Source organism: Kitasatospora sp. LaBMicrA B282 (assembly GCF_050325825.1).
Classification (GTDB): domain Bacteria; phylum Actinomycetota; class Actinomycetes; order Streptomycetales; family Streptomycetaceae; genus Kitasatospora.
In genome coordinates this window covers 1-15,563 of sequence record NZ_JBNQTI010000189.1, presented here as the reverse complement: position 1 = coordinate 15,563, position 15,563 = coordinate 1, and the positions used below count along the sequence as shown (strand labels likewise).

Below are 15,563 nucleotides of genomic sequence, written 5' to 3'. Positions count from 1 at the left end.
GTCCCGCCGGCGCCGCCGCGGAGCCGGCGCCGGCGGCCCGCCGGCGCCGCCCGGAGGAGGCCCCGAAGCCCCGCAGGCACAGCGGCACGGTCGTCCTGCTGGCCGTCGTCCTGCCGCTCGCCGGCGCACTGGTCGACGAGACGACCGGACCGGGCCTCGGCACGATCTTCGCACTCTGCGCGGTGCTCGGTACCGCCGCGGCCGCCGCGCTGGCCACCCGGGCCGGCTGGTGGTGGGTGCTGACCTCGCCGCCGCCGGTGGTGCTGGCCGGCTGGGCCGGTGCGGAACTGCTCGGCGACTCCGCCAAGTACCAGGGCAGCAAGGCGCTGGCCACCGGCTCGGTGCGCTGGCTGGTGCACGGCTTCCCGGTGATGGCCGCGGCGATCGGCGTCGGGCTGCTCGTCGTCCTGGTCCGGGTGGCCACCCAGCGCTCCGCCGCCCGGCGGCGGGCCGACCGCCCCGGCGCCGCGGAGCCCGTGCCCACCGGCGGCCGCCGGCGTCCCGCCCCCCAGACGGCAGCGAACCAGAGCGCAGAGAAGAGGACCCGCCGTGGCTGACCGCTCCCCCGCCGGCCCGGGCCGCCCCACCCGCCGCCAGGCCCCGGCAACGGCCCGCCCCCGCCGCTCCCCGCTGCTGGTCGCCGGCAGAACCGTGGCCGTGGCGACCTCGCTGGCGGTGCTCGGCGGCAGCGGCTTCTCCTGGTACGCCTACACCTCGCTGACCAGCGGCCTGAACACCTCCAGTGCGCTCGACGCGGTCAAGAAGTCGGCGCCGCCGCACCTGGACAACTCGGTCAACCTGCTGCTGATCGGGCTGGACAGCCGCAAGGACATGAACGGCAACGACCTGCCCAAGCAGTTCGTCCAGGACGAGCTCAACGCCGGCTCCAGCGACATCGGCGGCTACAACACCAACACCCTGATCGTGCTGCACATCCCGGCCAACGGCGGCAAGGTCACCGCGCTCTCCATCCCGCGCGACGACTACGTGCAGACGGCCGGCGCCGACGGCAAGATGCACAAGATCAAGGAGGCCTACGGCATCGCCAAGGCCACCGCCGAGAGCAAGCTCCAGGCGCAGGGCCTCAAGGGGGCGCAGCTGGAGCAGCAGAGCCGCGACGCCGGCCGGGCCGCCACCCTGGCCACCGTGCAGAACTTCCTCGGCATCCCGATCGACCACTTCGCCGAGGTCAACCTGCTGGGCTTCTACGACATCGCGCAGGCGGTCGGCCCGATCCAGGTCTGCCTGAACCACGACGCCAGCGACCCGGCGATGACCGGCCAGGGCTCCGGCTTCTCCGGCAAGGCCGGGCTCAACACGCTGAACGCCTCGCAGGCCCTCGCCTTCGTCCGCCAGCGGCACAACCTGCCCGGCGGCGACCTCGACCGCACCCACCGCCAGCAGGCCTTCATCTCCTCGGTCGAGTACAAGCTGAAGAACGAGGGGATCTTCAACGACGTCGGCAAGATGCAGAACCTGTTCGACGTGGTGAAGAAGGACGTCGTCATCGACGACAAGTGGAACATCCTCGACTTCGCCCAGGAGGCGCCCAACCTGACCGGCGGCAACGTGGAGTTCAACACGCTGCCGATCGCCGGCTTCGCCACCATCGGCGGCGAGGACGTCAACAAGGTCGACCCGGCGCAGATCAAGCGGATCGTGGCGACGCTCTTCAACTACAACCCGCCCGCGCCGCCGCCCGCCGCCTCGTCGGCCGCGAGCAGCGCGCCGGCCGCGAGCGCCCCGGCACCGGCCGCGAGCAGCCCCGCGGCCCCCACCGACCTGACCGGCACGGTGGACGTCTACAACGCCTCGGCGGTGACCGGCGCGGCCTCGGCCGAGTCCAAGGCGCTGACCGGGATGGGGCTGAAGGCCGGCAGGGTGGGCGAGGCGGCCAGCAAGCCGAAGACCACCACGGTGACCTACGGCGCCGGCGAGAAGGCCGCCGCCGACGCGGTGGCCGCCCGGTACGGGGTGAGTGCCACCGCCTCCTCGACGGTGTCGGCCGGCCACGTCCAGGTGGTGCTGGGCACCGGCTACACCCCGCCCGCCGGGGCGAACGCCGCTCCGCCGGCGGGCGCGGCGGCCTCGGGCGGGGGCGCCAGCACGCCGGATCCGACGGCGAACCTGCCGATGCAGGGGCCGCCGGTGAAGATGGGCGGGATCCCCTGCGTGAACTGAGCGGGATCCCCCGCTCGGCCTGAGGCGACGGCCGACGCGGTGACCGAGGCGACCCGGCCCAGCTGTGAGACCTGCCGTCAACAGGAGCTCGCACGCTGGGCCGACCCGGCGGGGCGGAAATAGGATGAGCGGTGGCTACCGCCCGCCCCGCTGGGACCCCTCGCAGCACTCGGAGGGTCGATGACCCGACGCCGCCCCACCCGCCACGCGAGCGCCGACGAGCTGCTGACCGAACTCGGCCGGCTGACCGAGCAGGCGCTGGAACGCGCGGAGCTGCAGCAGGCACGGGTCGAGCTGGCCGAGGCGCTGCAGCGCGAGCTGCTGCCGGCCGAGCTGCCCGAGCTGCCGGGCCTGCGCGCCGCGGCCCGGTACGCGCCGGCCCGGCACGGGTTGAACATCGGCGGCGACTGGTACGACGGCTTCCGGCTGCCGGACGGCTCGCTGGCCTTCTCGATCGGCGACGTGCAGGGGCACGACGTGGAGGCGGCGGCCTTCATGGGGCAGGTGCGGGTCGGACTGCGCGCGGTGGCGGCCACCGCGGCCGACCCGGGCGAGGTGCTCAGCCGGGCCAACGACCTGCTGCTCTCGCTGGACACCCCGCTCTTCGCCACCTGCAGCTTCCTGCGCTTCGACCCGGTGACCCGGGAGCTGGCGCACGCCCGGGCCGGCCACGTGCCCTGGGTCTGGGCCGCCCCGGAGGGGCGCTGGGGCCTGATCGAGGACGAGGGCGGTCTGCCGCTCGGCGTGCTGCCCGCCGAGCACTACCCGGTCACCCGCCGCCGGCTGCCGCCGGTGGGCGTCTTCGTGCTGGTCACCGACGGGGTGATCGAGGGGCCGGCGTTCCCGATCGCCGCCGGCCTGGAGCAGGTCGCCGCGGTCACCCGGGACGGGGTGGCGGCCGACCCGGCGGAGCTGGCCGCCGCGGTGATCAAGGTGGCCGACCTGACCGGGCACACCGACGACGCCGCGGTCCTGGTGCTCCGCCACGACGAGCCCCACGACCAGCCCCGCGACGAGCACCAGCACCAGCACGAGCGCGGGGACGAGGCCCGCAACGGCCCCGGCGGGCCACCGACCGGCGGAGCCTGAGACCCGCCGCGCGTGTCACGGCCGCCCGGGCACGGTCGGCGTTGTCTGATGACTGGGTGGCGCGAATCGCTGAGCAGCTCCGGGGCCTCGGACAGCCGCAGGCCGCACTGCTGCGCTGGCTCGCCGTCGCGGCCGCCTACTTCGTCGGCGGCCGCCTCGGCCTGCTCCAGCAGATCGTGGTGGCCGGCGCCAAGGTCACCCCGCTCTGGCCGCCCACCGGCATCGCGGTCACCGCCCTGCTGCTGCTCGGCACCGCCGTCTGGCCGGGCATCGCGCTCGGCGCCTTCCTGGTCATCGTCGACATCGGCCCGCTGCACCCCGCCTCCTTCGGGATCGTGGCGGGCAACACCCTGGCCCCGCTGGCGGCCTGCCTGATGCTGCGCGGGGTCGGGTTCCGCACCGAGCTGGACCGGCTGCGCGACGGGGTGGCGCTGGTCTTCCTCGGCGCGCTGGCCGGGATGCTGATCAGCTCCACGGTGGGCAGCGGGTCGCTCTGGCTGAGCGGTTCGGTGCCGAGCAAGGACTTCTGGGCCACCTGGTCGGCCTGGTGGACCGGGGACGCGATGGGCGTGCTGGTGGTGGCGCCGCTGCTGCTGGCGCTGCTGCGGTTCCGGCTGCCGGAGGAGCGCGAGCCGTACGACTGGGCGGAGCCGCTGCTGGTGCTGCTCGGCACGGTGGGGCTCACCCTGGTCGCCACCGGCAGCTCGCTGAGCCTGCTCTTCCTGGTCTTCCCGCTGCTGATCTGGGCCGCGCTGCGGTTCCAGCTGCTCGGCGCGGCACCCTGCGTGCTGGTGCTCTCGGTGATCACCATCGCGGCCGCGGTGGACCACCGCGGGCCGTTCAGCCACCACGACATCTTCGCCACCATGGTGATCCTGCAGGCGCTGAACGGCTCCGCCGCACTCACCGGCCTGCTGCTCTCCGCGATCATCGCCGAGCAGCAGGCGATGTACCGACGGATCGAGCAGGCCTGCCTGGGACTGGCCGAGGTGGTGGCGCGCCTGGCCCCCGGGGAGAGCAGCCCGGGCTGGCCGCCGAAGGACGGCGGCCGGCCGTGAGGGCCACGCGTCACTCCTGGTCGTCCGGGGCGGAGCCGAGCAGGATCGGGTTGGTCAGGGCCGCCATCGGCCCGAACGGCAGCGCCGGCCCCATGCTGTTGCCCTGGCCGGCACTCCCGTCGGCGAGCGGGTGGCGCACCTCGGCCCGGACGTAGCTCGCCAGCGAGGCGGTGGTGCGCCAGAGCACGGTGCCCGCGCCGGTGGCGTCCAGCGACTCCTGGTGCAGCTGGCCCTCGTCGGTGAGCAGCCGGACGGTGCCGTGCGGCACCCCGGCCACGGTGACCGTGACGTCCACCGGCGCGTCCGCCGGCACGGCCAGCCGTTCGCCGATGTCGGCCCGGTGCCCCTGCCCGGTGGCGGTGAACGTCAGCTGCACCTGGGCCGACTCGGCCAGCCAGCTGCGGCCGGCCCGCAGTCCGGCCAGGATCCGGTCCCGGGTCAGGTCGTCGGCCAGCACCACGTTGTGCGGCGAGCCGATCACCTGCGGCACGCTGTGCGCGTCGCTGTTGCCCATCGCGGGCAGCCAGGGCCGCCCGGCCCGCAGGTCCTCGGCGAGCCGGGAGTCCCAGGTGTCGAGGGCCGACTCGTCGTCGTAGGTCCACGGCCCGTTCCACACCTCGACCGCGTCCGCGCCCTGGTAGCCGAACTTGAACTGACAGGCCACGTACGGGCAGTACGGGTGCGCGGGCACCACCAGGCCGCCGGACCGGTGCACCTGGCGGACGAAGCCGGGGTAGGCGTTGTCCCGGGCCCGGTAGCGCCAGTCGATCCACTCACCGGGCGGCAGGCCGAGCGCCAGCCAGTGCCCGTTGCGGGTGGTCACCTCCTCGCCGGTGATGATCAGCAGGTCCGGGCCGGCCAGCGGGCCCCAGACGCCGTGCGAGGCGGAGGTGTTGTGGTCGGTGGTGACCATGAAGTCCAGGCCCGCCGCCCGCGCGCCGGCCGCCACCTCGGTGGGCAGCCGCCGGCCGTCGGAGTAGACCGTGTGCAGGTGGCAGTCGCCGCGGTACCAGGCCCGGCCGCGCCCCTCGGCCCGGTCGGCCGGGTACTGCGGGGTGAAGGCCGGACCCGGGTCGCCGTAGGTCAGCGTCACCTGGACGGAGTAGTCGAGGCCCTGTGGTGCCACCTGGTAGGGGCCGAGCACCACGTGCCAGGTGCCTGCCGCCACCGGCCCCGGCAGGTAGCCGGGGGTGGCCTCGGTGTTGCTGATCTCGAAGGAGGTCCGGAAGCCGCCGGACCAGCCGCGGAAGCCGGGGCCGCCCAGGTCGGTGCCGCGCTGGTCGAAGATCCCGATGTCGCAGGAGTTCCCCGGCACGCCGGCGGGCACGGTCGGCTTGTCGTAGCCGTACGAGACGGCGATCCGCTGGACCCCGTCCGGCAGCTCGACGGGCAGGTACACGAAGTCGGCGGCGCCGGTCTCCAGGTGGCCGGTGATGGTGGCGGTGCTGGTGCCGGAGCCGCCCGGGCCGCCGTCGGCGGCGGCGAAGGAGATCGGGCCCAGGGTCAGCGCGGTGGCCGCACCGGCGAGCAGACCGCCGCGCAGCAGGGTGCGGCGGTCGGGGCCCGGCTCGGCCGGGGCGGCCTGGTCCTCGGGGCTGTGGTGTTGGCAGGAGTCGTTGTCGCACACGGTGGGATCCTCCGTTGACGCGTCCTTGCCATCCGCTTTCCCCGTCAGGTGACGCCCGGGCGAGCGGCAGGCGGCCGGTACCCGACCGGGGCGCAAGCAGTCGGTTGCAGCCTGCTCCGCTCCTTGCCCCCCGTCAGTCGGCCGGCCTTCAGTTGGGGTGCACCGCCAGCGGCTCCAGCAGCGGAGCGGTCTTGGTCGGCAGGAACTCCACCACCTGGTACTCCGCCACCCCCGCCCGCCCGAACGGGTCCTCGGCGAGCACGGCCTCCAGCTGTGCCGCACTCTCCGCCTGGGCCAGGATCACCCCGCCGGTGCGCGGCACCCGGCGACCGGAGGCCAGGAAGATCCCCGCCTCGTAGTACCGGTCCAGCCAGGCGACGTGATCCGGGATCAGCTCGTCGATCCGGTCCAGCGGGGCGGTGTAGGTGAGGGTGACGACGAACACGGCGGTCCTCCGTGGCTTGCTGACGACGGTTCGCCTGAAGAATAGTCAGCCGGGGTGATCAGCGGTGACCCGCCATCCGCTCCAGGCGGGCGATCCGCTCGGCCATCGGCGGGTGGGTGGCGAAGAGCCGGGTGCCGGAGTCGCCGCGGCGGAACGGGCTGGCGATCATCATGTGGCTGGCGGTCTGCAACTGGGGCTCGGGCGGCAGCGGCAGCCGCTGGGTGCCGACCTCCAGCTTGCGCAGCGCTCCGGCCAGGGCCAGCGGGTCGCCGGTGATCCGGGCGCCGTCGGCGTCCGCCTGGTACTCGCGGGAGCGGCTGACCGCGAGCTGGATCATGGTCGCGGCGAGCGGACCCAGGATCATGATGGCGAGCACGCCGAAGAGCCCGGGTCCGTCGTCCTCCTCGCTGCGGCCGAACGGGATCAGCCAGGCGAAATTCACCAGGAACATGATCACTGAGGCCAACGCTCCGGCCACCGAGGAGATCAGGATGTCGCGGTTGTAGACGTGGCTGAGCTCGTGGCCGATCACGCCGCGCAGCTCGCGCTCGTCCAGCAACCGCAGGATGCCGTCGGTGCAGCAGACCGCGGCGTTGCGCGGGTTGCGCCCGGTGGCGAAGGCGTTGGGGGCCTCGGTCGGCGAGATGTAGAGCCGCGGCATCGGCTGGCGCGCCGCGGTGGAGAGCTCGCGCACGATCCGGTACAGCCCGGGGGCCTCGATCTCGCTCACCGGGCGGGCCCGCATCGCCCGCAGCGCCAGCCTGTCGCTGTTCCAGTAGGCGTAGCCGTTGGTCACCAGGGCGACCGCGAGCCCGATCAGCAGGCCGGTGCGCCCGAAGAAGCTGCCGATCACCACGATCAGTGCCGACAGTCCACCGAGGAGGACGGCCGTCCTCAGTCCGTTGTGCTGGCGGTGCACGGCAGCCCCTCCAAGTGGTGCGGTGGGAAGCCCTCTGTTCACATCCCTCTGTGCCTGGTGAACGGCGCAGGACGGGGCCCGGGTTCCCTTCCTCGCACGGCGCCGGGCCGTGCGCATCCCGACGACCCACGGCGCAGCCCGGACGGGGGAACAACGCGCAGCCCGGATGTGCGCACTAGAACAGCGACCCCGACACCACCTGGAGCACCAGTTGCGGGGCCACCGAGAGCACCACCGCACCGGCCGCGGCCAGCCCCAGGGTGGCGGCCAGCGGGCGCGGCACCCGGGCCCCGGCGGCGGCGCCGCCCGGGGTGAAGAGCTTGGCCAGCCAGAGCAGGTAGTAGTACAGGGCGACCACCACGTTGACCGCCATCAGCACTGCGAGCCAGCCCAGCCCGGCGTTGACGGCGGCCTGGAAGACCACCACCTTGCCGAACAGGCCGACCACGCCCGGCGGCAGCCCGGCCAGGCAGAGCAGGAAGAAGGCGAGCGCCAGCGCGGCCCACCGGTTGCGGGCGAACAGGCCCCGGTAGTCGTCCAGCCGGTTGGCCGGGCTGGTCCGGGCGACCACCGCGGCCACGCCGAAGGCGCCCAGGTTGACCAGGCCGTAGATCAGCGCGTAGGCCACCGTGGCGCCCAGCGGGTGGTCGCTGCCCGCGTACCCGGCGGCGGCCAGCGGCACCAGCAGGTAGCCGGCCTGGGCCACCGAGGACCAGGCCAGCAGCCGCACCGCGCCCTGCGCCGAGTCGGACCGCTGGCGCAGCGCGGCCACGTTGCCGGCCGTCATGGTGACCGCGGCGACCACCGCCAGCAGCAGGCCCCAGGTGTGGCCGTAGGGCCGGAAGGCCAGGTTGGTGATCAGCGCCAGACCCGCGAAGCCGGCCGCCTTGCCGACCACCGAGAGGTAGCCGGCCACCGGCAGCGGGGCGCCCGCGTAGGTGTCCGGCACCCAGAAGTGGAACGGCACCGCGGCCACCTTGAAGGCGAAGCCGACCAGGGTGAGCGCCGCACCGGCCTCGGCCAGCGGCTTCAGCTGCCCGGGCAGGTGCCCGAGGCCGTCGGCGATGCCGGCCAGGTGCAGGCTGCCGGTGGCCGCGTAGACGAAGCTGACGCCGAGCAGCATGACGGCCGTCGCGGTGACCGAGGAGAGGAAGAACTTCAGCGCCGCCTCGCCGCCGCGCCCGTTCCGCTTGAAGGCGACCAGCGCGAAGGACGGCAGCGAGACCACCTCCAGCGCGATCACCAGGGTGGCCAGGTCCCGGGCGGCGGGCAGCAGCGCGGCCCCGGCGGCGCTGCTGAGCAGCAGGAACCAGTACTCGCCGGCCGGCAGCTCGTCCTCGGCCACGGTGTGCAGCGAGAGCAGCGCGGCGATCAGCGCGCCGCCGAGCGCCAGCAGCTGGAAGACCAGCGCGAAGTGGTCGGCCACGTAGGAGCAGCCGGCCACGCCGCCCGGCTCGCAGAAGGTGGCCCGCGGCGCGCCGCCGGTCAGCGGGAGCAGGGCGAGCAGCGCCAGCACCAGGGTGGCCACGGTGAGCGGGCCGAGCAGCCGCTTGCGCCCCTGGGGCAGCAGCAGGTCGGCGAGCAGCACCACCAGCGCGGCCAGCGCGGTGATCAGCGGCGGGGCGATCGCCACCCAGTCGACCGACTGGATGAGAGCGCCGGAGTGGGCGACGGCGAGCGGGTTCACGGCGGACTGCCCCAGGAGTTGGTGGCCGAGAGCGGGAAGGGCGGGAGTTCCGGGCATCGGTCAGCCCCCTGCCAGCAGCTGCTTGACCGCGGGATCGGAGAGCGAGAGCAGCAGCGTCGGCCAGAGCCCGGCGACCAGGGTGAGCGCGGCCAGCGGGGTCCAGCTGACCGCCTCGTACGGGCGCAGCTCGGCGGGCACGGCGACGGCGGGCTCGCCCGGGTCGCCCATGCAGACCCGGCGCACCATCTGGAGCAGGTAGCCGGCGGTCAGCAGGGTGCCGAGGCCGGCCAGCACCATGAAGGTGAGGAAGGCGTGCCGGGAGAGCCCGGCGACCGGGTCGAAGGCGCCGAACATCGCCAGCACCTCGCCCCAGAAGCCGGCCAGCCCGGGCAGGCCGAGGCTGGCGACCGCGGCGAAGGCGAGCAGGGCGCCCAGCCGCGGCGCCCGGCCGTACAGCGCGGCCCCGGTCCGCCCGGCCAGGGCGTCCAGGTCGCCGGTGCCGTACCGGTCCTTCAGCCCGCCGACGATGAAGAAGAGCAGGCCGGTGACCAGGCCGTGGGCGACGTTGGCGAACAGCGCGCCGTTCACCCCGACCGGGGTGAGCGAGGCGATGCCCAGCAGCACGAAGCCCATGTGGCCGACCGAGGAGAAGGCGATCAGCCGCTTCAGGTCGCCGCCGCGGCCGGGACGGGCCAGCGCCAGGCAGACCAGCGAGCCGTAGAGGATGCCGACCGCGGCCAGCGCGCCCAGGTACGGGGCGAAGTAGGCGGCGCCCTGCGGCACCACCGGCAGCACCACCCGGACCAGGCCGTAGGTGCCCATCTTGAGCAGCACGCCGGCCAGCAGCACCGAGCCGGTGGTCGGCGCGGCGGTGTGCGCGTCGGGCAGCCAGCTGTGCAGCGGCCAGGCCGGCGCCTTGACCAGCAGGCCCAGCCCGATGGCCAGCGCGGCCAGCAGCTGGGTGCTGTGCGAGAGGCCGTGGCCGTGCGCGGCGGCCAGCGCCGTCATGTCGAAGGTGCCCGCCTTCAGGCCGACCAGCAGGAAGCCGAGCAGCATCAGCGCGGAGCCGAGCAGGGTGTAGAGGATGAACCGGTTCGCCGCCGCGGTGCGGGCCCCGCTGCCCCAGCGCGCGATCAGGAAGAACATCGGGATCAGCACGATCTCGAAGGCGAGGAAGAAGAGCAGCAGGTCCAGTACCAGGAAGGTGGCCAGCATGCCGACTTCGAGCAGCAGGAAGAGCCCGGTGTAGGCGCGTGCCGAGGGGGTGTCCGGGCCGTTCGGCAGCTTCTTCGCGGAGTAGAGCGCGCAGAGGAAGGTGAGCAGCGCGGTCAGCACCACCAGCGGCAGCGAGATGCCGTCCACCCCGAGGTGGAAACGCACCCCGAGGGCCGGGATCCAGGAGACGTCGACCACGCCCTGCATCCGGCTCGGGTGGGCGTGGTCGAAGGCGGCGGCCAGCGCGACGGAGAGCGCCAGCGTCAGGCCGCTGACCACCGCGTTGAACCGCAGGGCCCGCCGGTCCCGGGTCTCGGGGTCCGGGCCGAACAGGCCGGCCGGGGCCAGCGTGCCGGCTGCACCGAACAGCGGCAGCGCCAGCAGGGCGATGAGGAGCACGTTCATCGGGGACTTCCTGCGGGGGCCGGGGCGGACGGGTGACGGGGGTTCGACTGGCCGGTCGTCATGTGCCCACCGCCACGAAGACGGCGATCAGCACCACGCCGGCCAGCAGCGCGCTCAGGTAGGTCTGGGCGTTGCCGGTCTGGCTGCGGCGCACCACCCAGCCGAGCAGTCGGGCGGTGCCGCCGGAGGCCTCCACGTACCCCTCGACCACCTCGCGGTCCACGAACCTGGCCACCGCGGCGAGGGTCACCACCGGGCGCACGAAGAGCAGGCTGTAGACCCGGTCCAGGTGGAAGCCGTGCTGCGCCGGCCGGTACAGCGGGCCGAGCAGCGCGCGGCCGGGGTCGGCCACCGGGGCCGGCTCCGCGCCGGTCGCCCTCGCCTTCGCGGCCCGGGCACCGGCGGTGCGCCAGGCCGCCCAGCCGATCAGCACGCCGGCCACGGCCACCCCGGTGCCGAGCACCGCGGTGGTCAGGCTGGGCCGCAGCGAGCCGCCGTCCAGCAGCTTCGGCAGCCACTCGGGGCGCAGCCCGGCCACGCCGAAGCCCATCGCCGGGATCGCCAGCACCCACAGCGGCCAGCGCATCGCGGCCGGCTCGGCCTGCCCGGGGTCCGCCTCGTCGAGCTCCGGCGAGTAGGGCGCGCCCGGCTCGGCGACGGCGGGCGCGGTGGCCGCGGCGGCGCCGGTCGGGAAGGCGAGCAGCCAGAGCCGGGTGGCGTAGACGGCGGTGAGCAGGGCGGTGACCAGCCCGGCGACCAGCACGATCCAGCCGGCCGCGTGCGGCACCGCGCTCGCCGGACCGACGCCGTTGGTCAGCGCGTCGCCGTGGGCCGCGTGCTCGGCCGCGGTGAGCACCGACTCCTTGCTGAAGAAGCCGGCGAACGGCGGCAGGCCGACCAGCGCGACCAGGCCGATGCCGAGCGTCCAGCGGGCGTCGGGCACCTTGGCCCGCAGCCCGGGCAGCCGGGACATCGCGGAGAGCGAGTTGGTGTGGGCGGCGTGGATCAGCACGCCGGCCGCCAGGAACAGCAGCGCCTTGAACGCACCGTGGCTGACCAGGTGGAAGGCGGCCGCCTCCCGGTCGCCGGCGGCCAGCGCGCCGGCCATGTAGCCGAGCTGACCGACGGTGGAGTAGGCGAGCACCCGCTTGATGTCGTCCTGGGCCAGCGCGCAGAGCGCCGAGCCGACCATGGTGACCGCGCCCAGCACCGCCAGCACCACCAGCGCGGCGCCGGAGAGCAGGAAGACCGGCAGCAGCCGGGCCACCAGGTAGATGCCGGCCGCGACCATGGTGGCGGCGTGGATCAGCGCGGAGACCGGGGTCGGGCCGGCCATCGCGTCCGGCAGCCAGGTGTGCAGCGGGAACTGCGCGCTCTTGCCGGCCACGCCGGCGAGCAGCAGCAGCGCGATCAGCGTGGGGTGGCCGAGCTGCCCGTGCGCGGCGGCGGCCAGCACGCCCTCGATCCGGAAGGTCTTCGCGTCGGCGCCGAGCAGGAAGATGCCGAACAGGAACGGCACGTCGCCCAGCTTGGTGACCAGGAAGGCCTTGAGCGAGGCGGCCCGGGCGTCGGCGCTCTCCCAGTGGTGGCCGATCAGGAAGTACGAGCAGATGCCCATGATCTCCCAGCCGACCAGCAGCACGATCAGGTCGCCGGAGTAGACCACCAGGAACATCGCGGCGGTGAAGAGCGAGACCAGCGCGGCGTAGGAGGGGTAGCGCGGGTCGTTGCGCAGGTAGGCGGTCGAGTAGACCTGCACGCAGGTGGCGACCAGGCCCACCAGCACCGACAGCAGCGAGGTGTAGCCGTCCAGGTGCAGCGCGAGGAAGACGTCCGGTCCGCCGGTGGGGGTCAGCCGGGTGGCCGCGTCCAGGGTGTGGCCGGTGCCCAGCTGGACGGCGGTGACCACGGCGAGCACCGCGGCGGCGGCCACCGGCAGGATCGCCAGCGGGCGGGCGTAGCCGGGGGCCCGCCTGCCGGTGGCGAACTGGGCGGCGGCGCCGAGCGCGGGCAGCGCCGGGACGAGCGCGGGGAGGGCGATGTTCACGAGACGGCCTGGCCCTTCGGCGCGCTGTCGGCACCCTGCTCGGTCGCCTGGGCCGGGACCTCGGCGGCGCGGTCGCCGAGCTCGGTCAGCCGGTCCACGTCGGCGGTGCCGCGGGTCCGGAAGACCAGCAGCACGATCGCGAGCCCGAGGCCGATCTCGGCCGCGGCGACGGTGATGGTGAAGAGGGTGAGCGCCTGCCCGGCGTGCAGCGCGTCGCGCAGCCAGGCGTCGAAGGCGACGAGGTTGAGGTTGACGGCGTTGAGCATCAGCTCGACCGACATCAGCACCAGGATGGCGTTGCGCCGGGCGAGCAGGCCGTAGACGCCGATCGCGAAGAGCAGCGCGGCCAGGACGGCGGGGTAGACGAGGTGCATCGGGCGCTCAGCGCTCCTGCCGCTGGCCGGCCGCGGAGCCGGTGGACCGCGGGGTGGTGAGCCGGCCGGCGCGCGGCTTGGCGCGCCCGGTACCGGTCCGGGAGATCACGATCGCGCCGACCAGGGCGGCCAGCAGCAGCACGGAGAGCGCCTCGAAGGGCAGCACCCAGTGCCGGAACAGGCTGGCGCCGGTGACGGCGGTCGAGCCGCCGCCGGCGCCCAGGTCGATCCAGGAGGTACGGAAGGCGTCGACCACCAGGGTCACCAGGGTGCCGGCGGTGGCCAGCGCGACGGCGAGGGCGACCCAGCGGTTGCCCGAGTCCGCGTCCGGCGAACGGCCGATCGGCGCCCTGGTGAGCATCAGGCCGAAGAGCACCAGGACGACCACCGAGCCGAGGTAGATCAGCACCTGCACCCAGGCCACGAACTCGGCGGTGAGCAGCAGGAACTCCACGGCCAGGCCGCCGAGCGCGACCACCAGCCAGAGTGCGGCGTGCACCAGCTGCTTGGTGGTCACCGAGAGCAGGGCGGCGCCGAGCACGGCGATGCCGACCAGCACGAAGACGATCTCCACCCCGGTCGGGGAGAGGAAGCCGCGGGCGGCGGGCGTCAGCGGGCCGGCGGCGGCGAGCGGGCCGGCGGCGGCGAGCGGGCCGGCGGCGAACAGATCGGCGGTCATGCGGGGTCACCCCCGGCCGCCGCGCGGGCCTTGTCGGCGGCCTTGCGGGCGACGGCGATCTCCTTGGGCTCCTCGGCCGCCGGGTCCAGCGCCGGCGGGGCCGGCACGGTCCACATCCACTCGCGCAGCTTCTCCCGCTCGTGGGTCAGCTCGTGGATGTCGGTCTCGGCGTACTCGAAGGCGGGCGACCAGAAGAGCGCGTCGAAGGGGCAGACCTCGATGCAGATCCCGCAGTACATGCAGAGCGAGAAGTCGATGGCGAACCGGTCCAGCACGTTGCGGGTGCGGGCGCGCGCGTTGGGGTCGACCGCCGGGAGGGTCTCCTTGTGCGAGTCGATGTAGATGCACCAGTCCGGGCACTCCCGGGCGCAGAGCATGCACACCGTGCAGTTCTCCTCCAGCAGCCCGATCACGCCCCGGCTGCGCGGCGGCAGCTGCGGCTGCACGTCCGGGTACTGGCCCGTGACGGACTTGCGGGTCATGGTGCGCAGGGTGACGGCGAGGCCCTTGGCCAGGCCGGAGCCGGGGAGGTTCACTGGGAGATCGCCACCTTGATGATGCCGGTCAGGGCGAGCTGGAGGAGCGCGAGCGGGATCAGCACGGTCCAGGCGAAGCGCATCAGCTGGTCCTCGCGCAGCCGGGGGAAGGTCACCCGGGCCCAGATCACCACGAAGGCGAGCGCGAAGGTCTTCAGCAGCGTCCAGAGCCAGCCGAGGCTGTGCGACAGCGGGCCGTGCCAGCCGCCGAGGAAGAGCACCGCGGTCAGCGCGCAGAGCACCACGATCCCGGCGTACTCGGCGAGCAGGAAGAGCGCGAAGCGCAGCCCGGTGTACTCGGTGTAGGCGCCGAAGATGATCTCGGAGTCGGCCACCGGCATGTCGAACGGCGGGCGCTGCAGCTCGGCCAGGCCCGCGGTGAAGAAGACGAAGCCGCCGATCAGCTGCCACGGGATCCACCACCAGTGGAACTGGTCCATGATCCCGGGCAGCGAGACGGTGCCGGCGGCCATCGCCACCGAGGCGCCGGCCAGCAGCATCGGCAGCTCGTAGGACATCAGCTGGGCGGCCGTGCGCAGGCCGCCGAGCAGCGAGTACTTGTTCGCCGAGGCCCAGCCGGCCATCAGCGAGCCGAGCACCCCGACGCCCATCACGGCGAGCACGAAGAAGATGCCGGCGTCGACCGCCTGGCCGACGAAGCCGTGCGGGCCGACCGGGATCGCCAGCAGCACCAGCAGGTAGGGCAGCAGCGAGACGGCCGGGGCCAGCTGGAAGACCCGCCGGTCGGCGCCGGCCGGGACGATGTCCTCCTTCTGCGCGAACTTCACGCCGTCGGCGACCAGCTGGGCCCAGCCGTGGAAGCCACCGGCGTACATCGGGCCGAGCCGGCCCTGCATGTGGGCCATCACCTTGTGCTCGGTCTGGCCGACGACCAGCGGGAAGACGAGCAGCACCACCAGCGCGGCGAGGCAGCGCAGCAGCGTGTCGAGCAGGTTCACGCGTGCTCTCCGTTCGGCTGCGGGGGTTCGGGCTGGGTGGTCTCGGGCTCGGCGGGCTCGGGTTGGGCGGGCTCGGGATCGGCGGGCTCGGGCTGCGGGGGTTCGGGGGTGGCGGGCTCGGGCTCCACTGCCGCCGGCTCGGCGGGCGCGGGCTCCGCCGCCGGGGGCTCGCCCGCCGCCGGCGCCTCGTGGGCCGGCACCGGGGCGTGCCACGGGGCGTCCGAGCTGCGGGTGCGGGCCGGCCGCTCGGGGCGCGCCAGCCGCTCCACGGCCGGGACCTCCGTGCTCCCGGTGTCGGCGGCCGCGGCCGCCTGGCTGGCCGAGCCCTCGGTGATGCTGCGG

14 protein-coding genes and 1 pseudogene are annotated in these 15,563 nt (G+C 74.2%); 4 read left to right on the top strand and 11 right to left on the bottom strand.

All coding sequences use genetic code 11. From position 1 onward, the window contains the following. From ACQRUO_RS33805 to ACQRUO_RS33790, 4 genes are all read left to right on the top strand, one after another. Positions 1 to 557: DUF6542 domain-containing protein (locus ACQRUO_RS33805; RefSeq protein WP_428319965.1), on the top strand; the 557-nt coding region annotated here is incomplete at its 5' end. Next, the gene (locus ACQRUO_RS33800) at positions 550 to 2,181 is read left to right on the top strand and encodes an LCP family protein (RefSeq protein ID WP_428319964.1); all 1,632 of its coding nucleotides are present in this window, start codon (positions 550 to 552) and stop codon (positions 2,179 to 2,181) included. The genes ACQRUO_RS33805 and ACQRUO_RS33800, both read left to right, overlap by 8 nt. Positions 2,182 to 2,361: 180 nt before the next feature. Beyond that, positions 2,362 to 3,270: a PP2C family protein-serine/threonine phosphatase gene (locus ACQRUO_RS33795; protein WP_428319963.1), complete on the top strand. Its 909-nt coding sequence runs from the start codon at positions 2,362 to 2,364 to the stop codon at positions 3,268 to 3,270. A 56-nt stretch (positions 3,271 to 3,326) separates the two neighbouring features. Further along, positions 3,327 to 4,328, top strand: coding sequence for an MASE1 domain-containing protein (locus tag ACQRUO_RS33790; RefSeq protein ID WP_428319962.1), 1,002 nt, complete (start codon positions 3,327 to 3,329; stop codon positions 4,326 to 4,328). 10 nt (positions 4,329 to 4,338) lie between these two features. On the opposite strand, the gene ACQRUO_RS33785 is transcribed toward ACQRUO_RS33790, so the two are convergent. The 11 genes and pseudogenes from ACQRUO_RS33785 to ACQRUO_RS33735 form a co-directional block, all read right to left on the bottom strand. Next, positions 4,339 to 5,835 carry a CehA/McbA family metallohydrolase gene (locus ACQRUO_RS33785; protein WP_428319968.1) on the bottom strand — a complete coding sequence of 499 codons (1,497 nt, stop codon included), beginning with the start codon at positions 5,833 to 5,835 and terminating at the stop codon, positions 4,339 to 4,341. Positions 5,836 to 6,103: 268 nt separating this feature from the next. After that, entirely contained in the window at positions 6,104 to 6,400 is a 297-nt protein-coding gene (locus tag ACQRUO_RS33780; protein WP_428319961.1) for a YciI family protein, read from the bottom strand. A gap of 58 nt (positions 6,401 to 6,458) precedes the next feature. Further along, positions 6,459 to 7,319 (bottom strand): zinc metalloprotease HtpX, encoded by an 861-nt coding sequence (gene htpX, locus ACQRUO_RS33775; RefSeq protein WP_428319960.1) that lies wholly within the window; start codon positions 7,317 to 7,319, stop codon positions 6,459 to 6,461. Positions 7,320 to 7,494: 175 nt separating this feature from the next. Beyond that, positions 7,495 to 9,063 (bottom strand): NADH-quinone oxidoreductase subunit N, encoded by a 1,569-nt coding sequence (locus ACQRUO_RS33770; RefSeq protein ID WP_428319959.1) that lies wholly within the window; start codon positions 9,061 to 9,063, stop codon positions 7,495 to 7,497. Positions 9,064 to 9,066: 3 nt separating this feature from the next. Continuing rightward, the gene (locus tag ACQRUO_RS33765; protein ID WP_428319958.1) at positions 9,067 to 10,626 is read right to left on the bottom strand and encodes a complex I subunit 4 family protein; all 1,560 of its coding nucleotides are present in this window, start codon (positions 10,624 to 10,626) and stop codon (positions 9,067 to 9,069) included. Positions 10,627 to 10,684: 58 nt separating this feature from the next. Beyond that, complete coding sequence (locus tag ACQRUO_RS33760; RefSeq protein WP_428319957.1) at positions 10,685 to 12,673, bottom strand: NADH-quinone oxidoreductase subunit L; 1,989 nt, start codon at positions 12,671 to 12,673, stop codon at positions 10,685 to 10,687. After that, positions 12,670 to 13,047 (bottom strand): NADH-quinone oxidoreductase subunit NuoK, encoded by a 378-nt coding sequence (gene nuoK / locus ACQRUO_RS33755; protein WP_428319956.1) that lies wholly within the window; start codon positions 13,045 to 13,047, stop codon positions 12,670 to 12,672. The genes ACQRUO_RS33760 and nuoK overlap by 4 nt, the downstream gene beginning before the upstream one ends. A 7-nt stretch (positions 13,048 to 13,054) precedes the next feature. Further along, positions 13,055 to 13,726, bottom strand: coding sequence for an NADH-quinone oxidoreductase subunit J family protein (locus ACQRUO_RS33750; RefSeq protein WP_428319955.1), 672 nt, complete (start codon positions 13,724 to 13,726; stop codon positions 13,055 to 13,057). Then, positions 13,723 to 14,208, bottom strand: coding sequence for a 4Fe-4S binding protein (locus ACQRUO_RS33745; RefSeq protein WP_428319967.1), 486 nt, complete (start codon positions 14,206 to 14,208; stop codon positions 13,723 to 13,725). Before ACQRUO_RS33745 ends, ACQRUO_RS33750 begins: the two co-directional genes overlap by 4 nt. Before the next feature lie 50 nt (positions 14,209 to 14,258). Beyond that, the gene (locus ACQRUO_RS33740) at positions 14,259 to 15,215 is read right to left on the bottom strand and encodes a complex I subunit 1/NuoH family protein (RefSeq protein WP_428319966.1); all 957 of its coding nucleotides are present in this window, start codon (positions 15,213 to 15,215) and stop codon (positions 14,259 to 14,261) included. A 2-nt stretch (positions 15,216 to 15,217) separates the two neighbouring features. Beyond that, positions 15,218 to 15,563 (bottom strand): annotated as a pseudogene (locus ACQRUO_RS33735) (hypothetical protein); the annotation flags it as partial.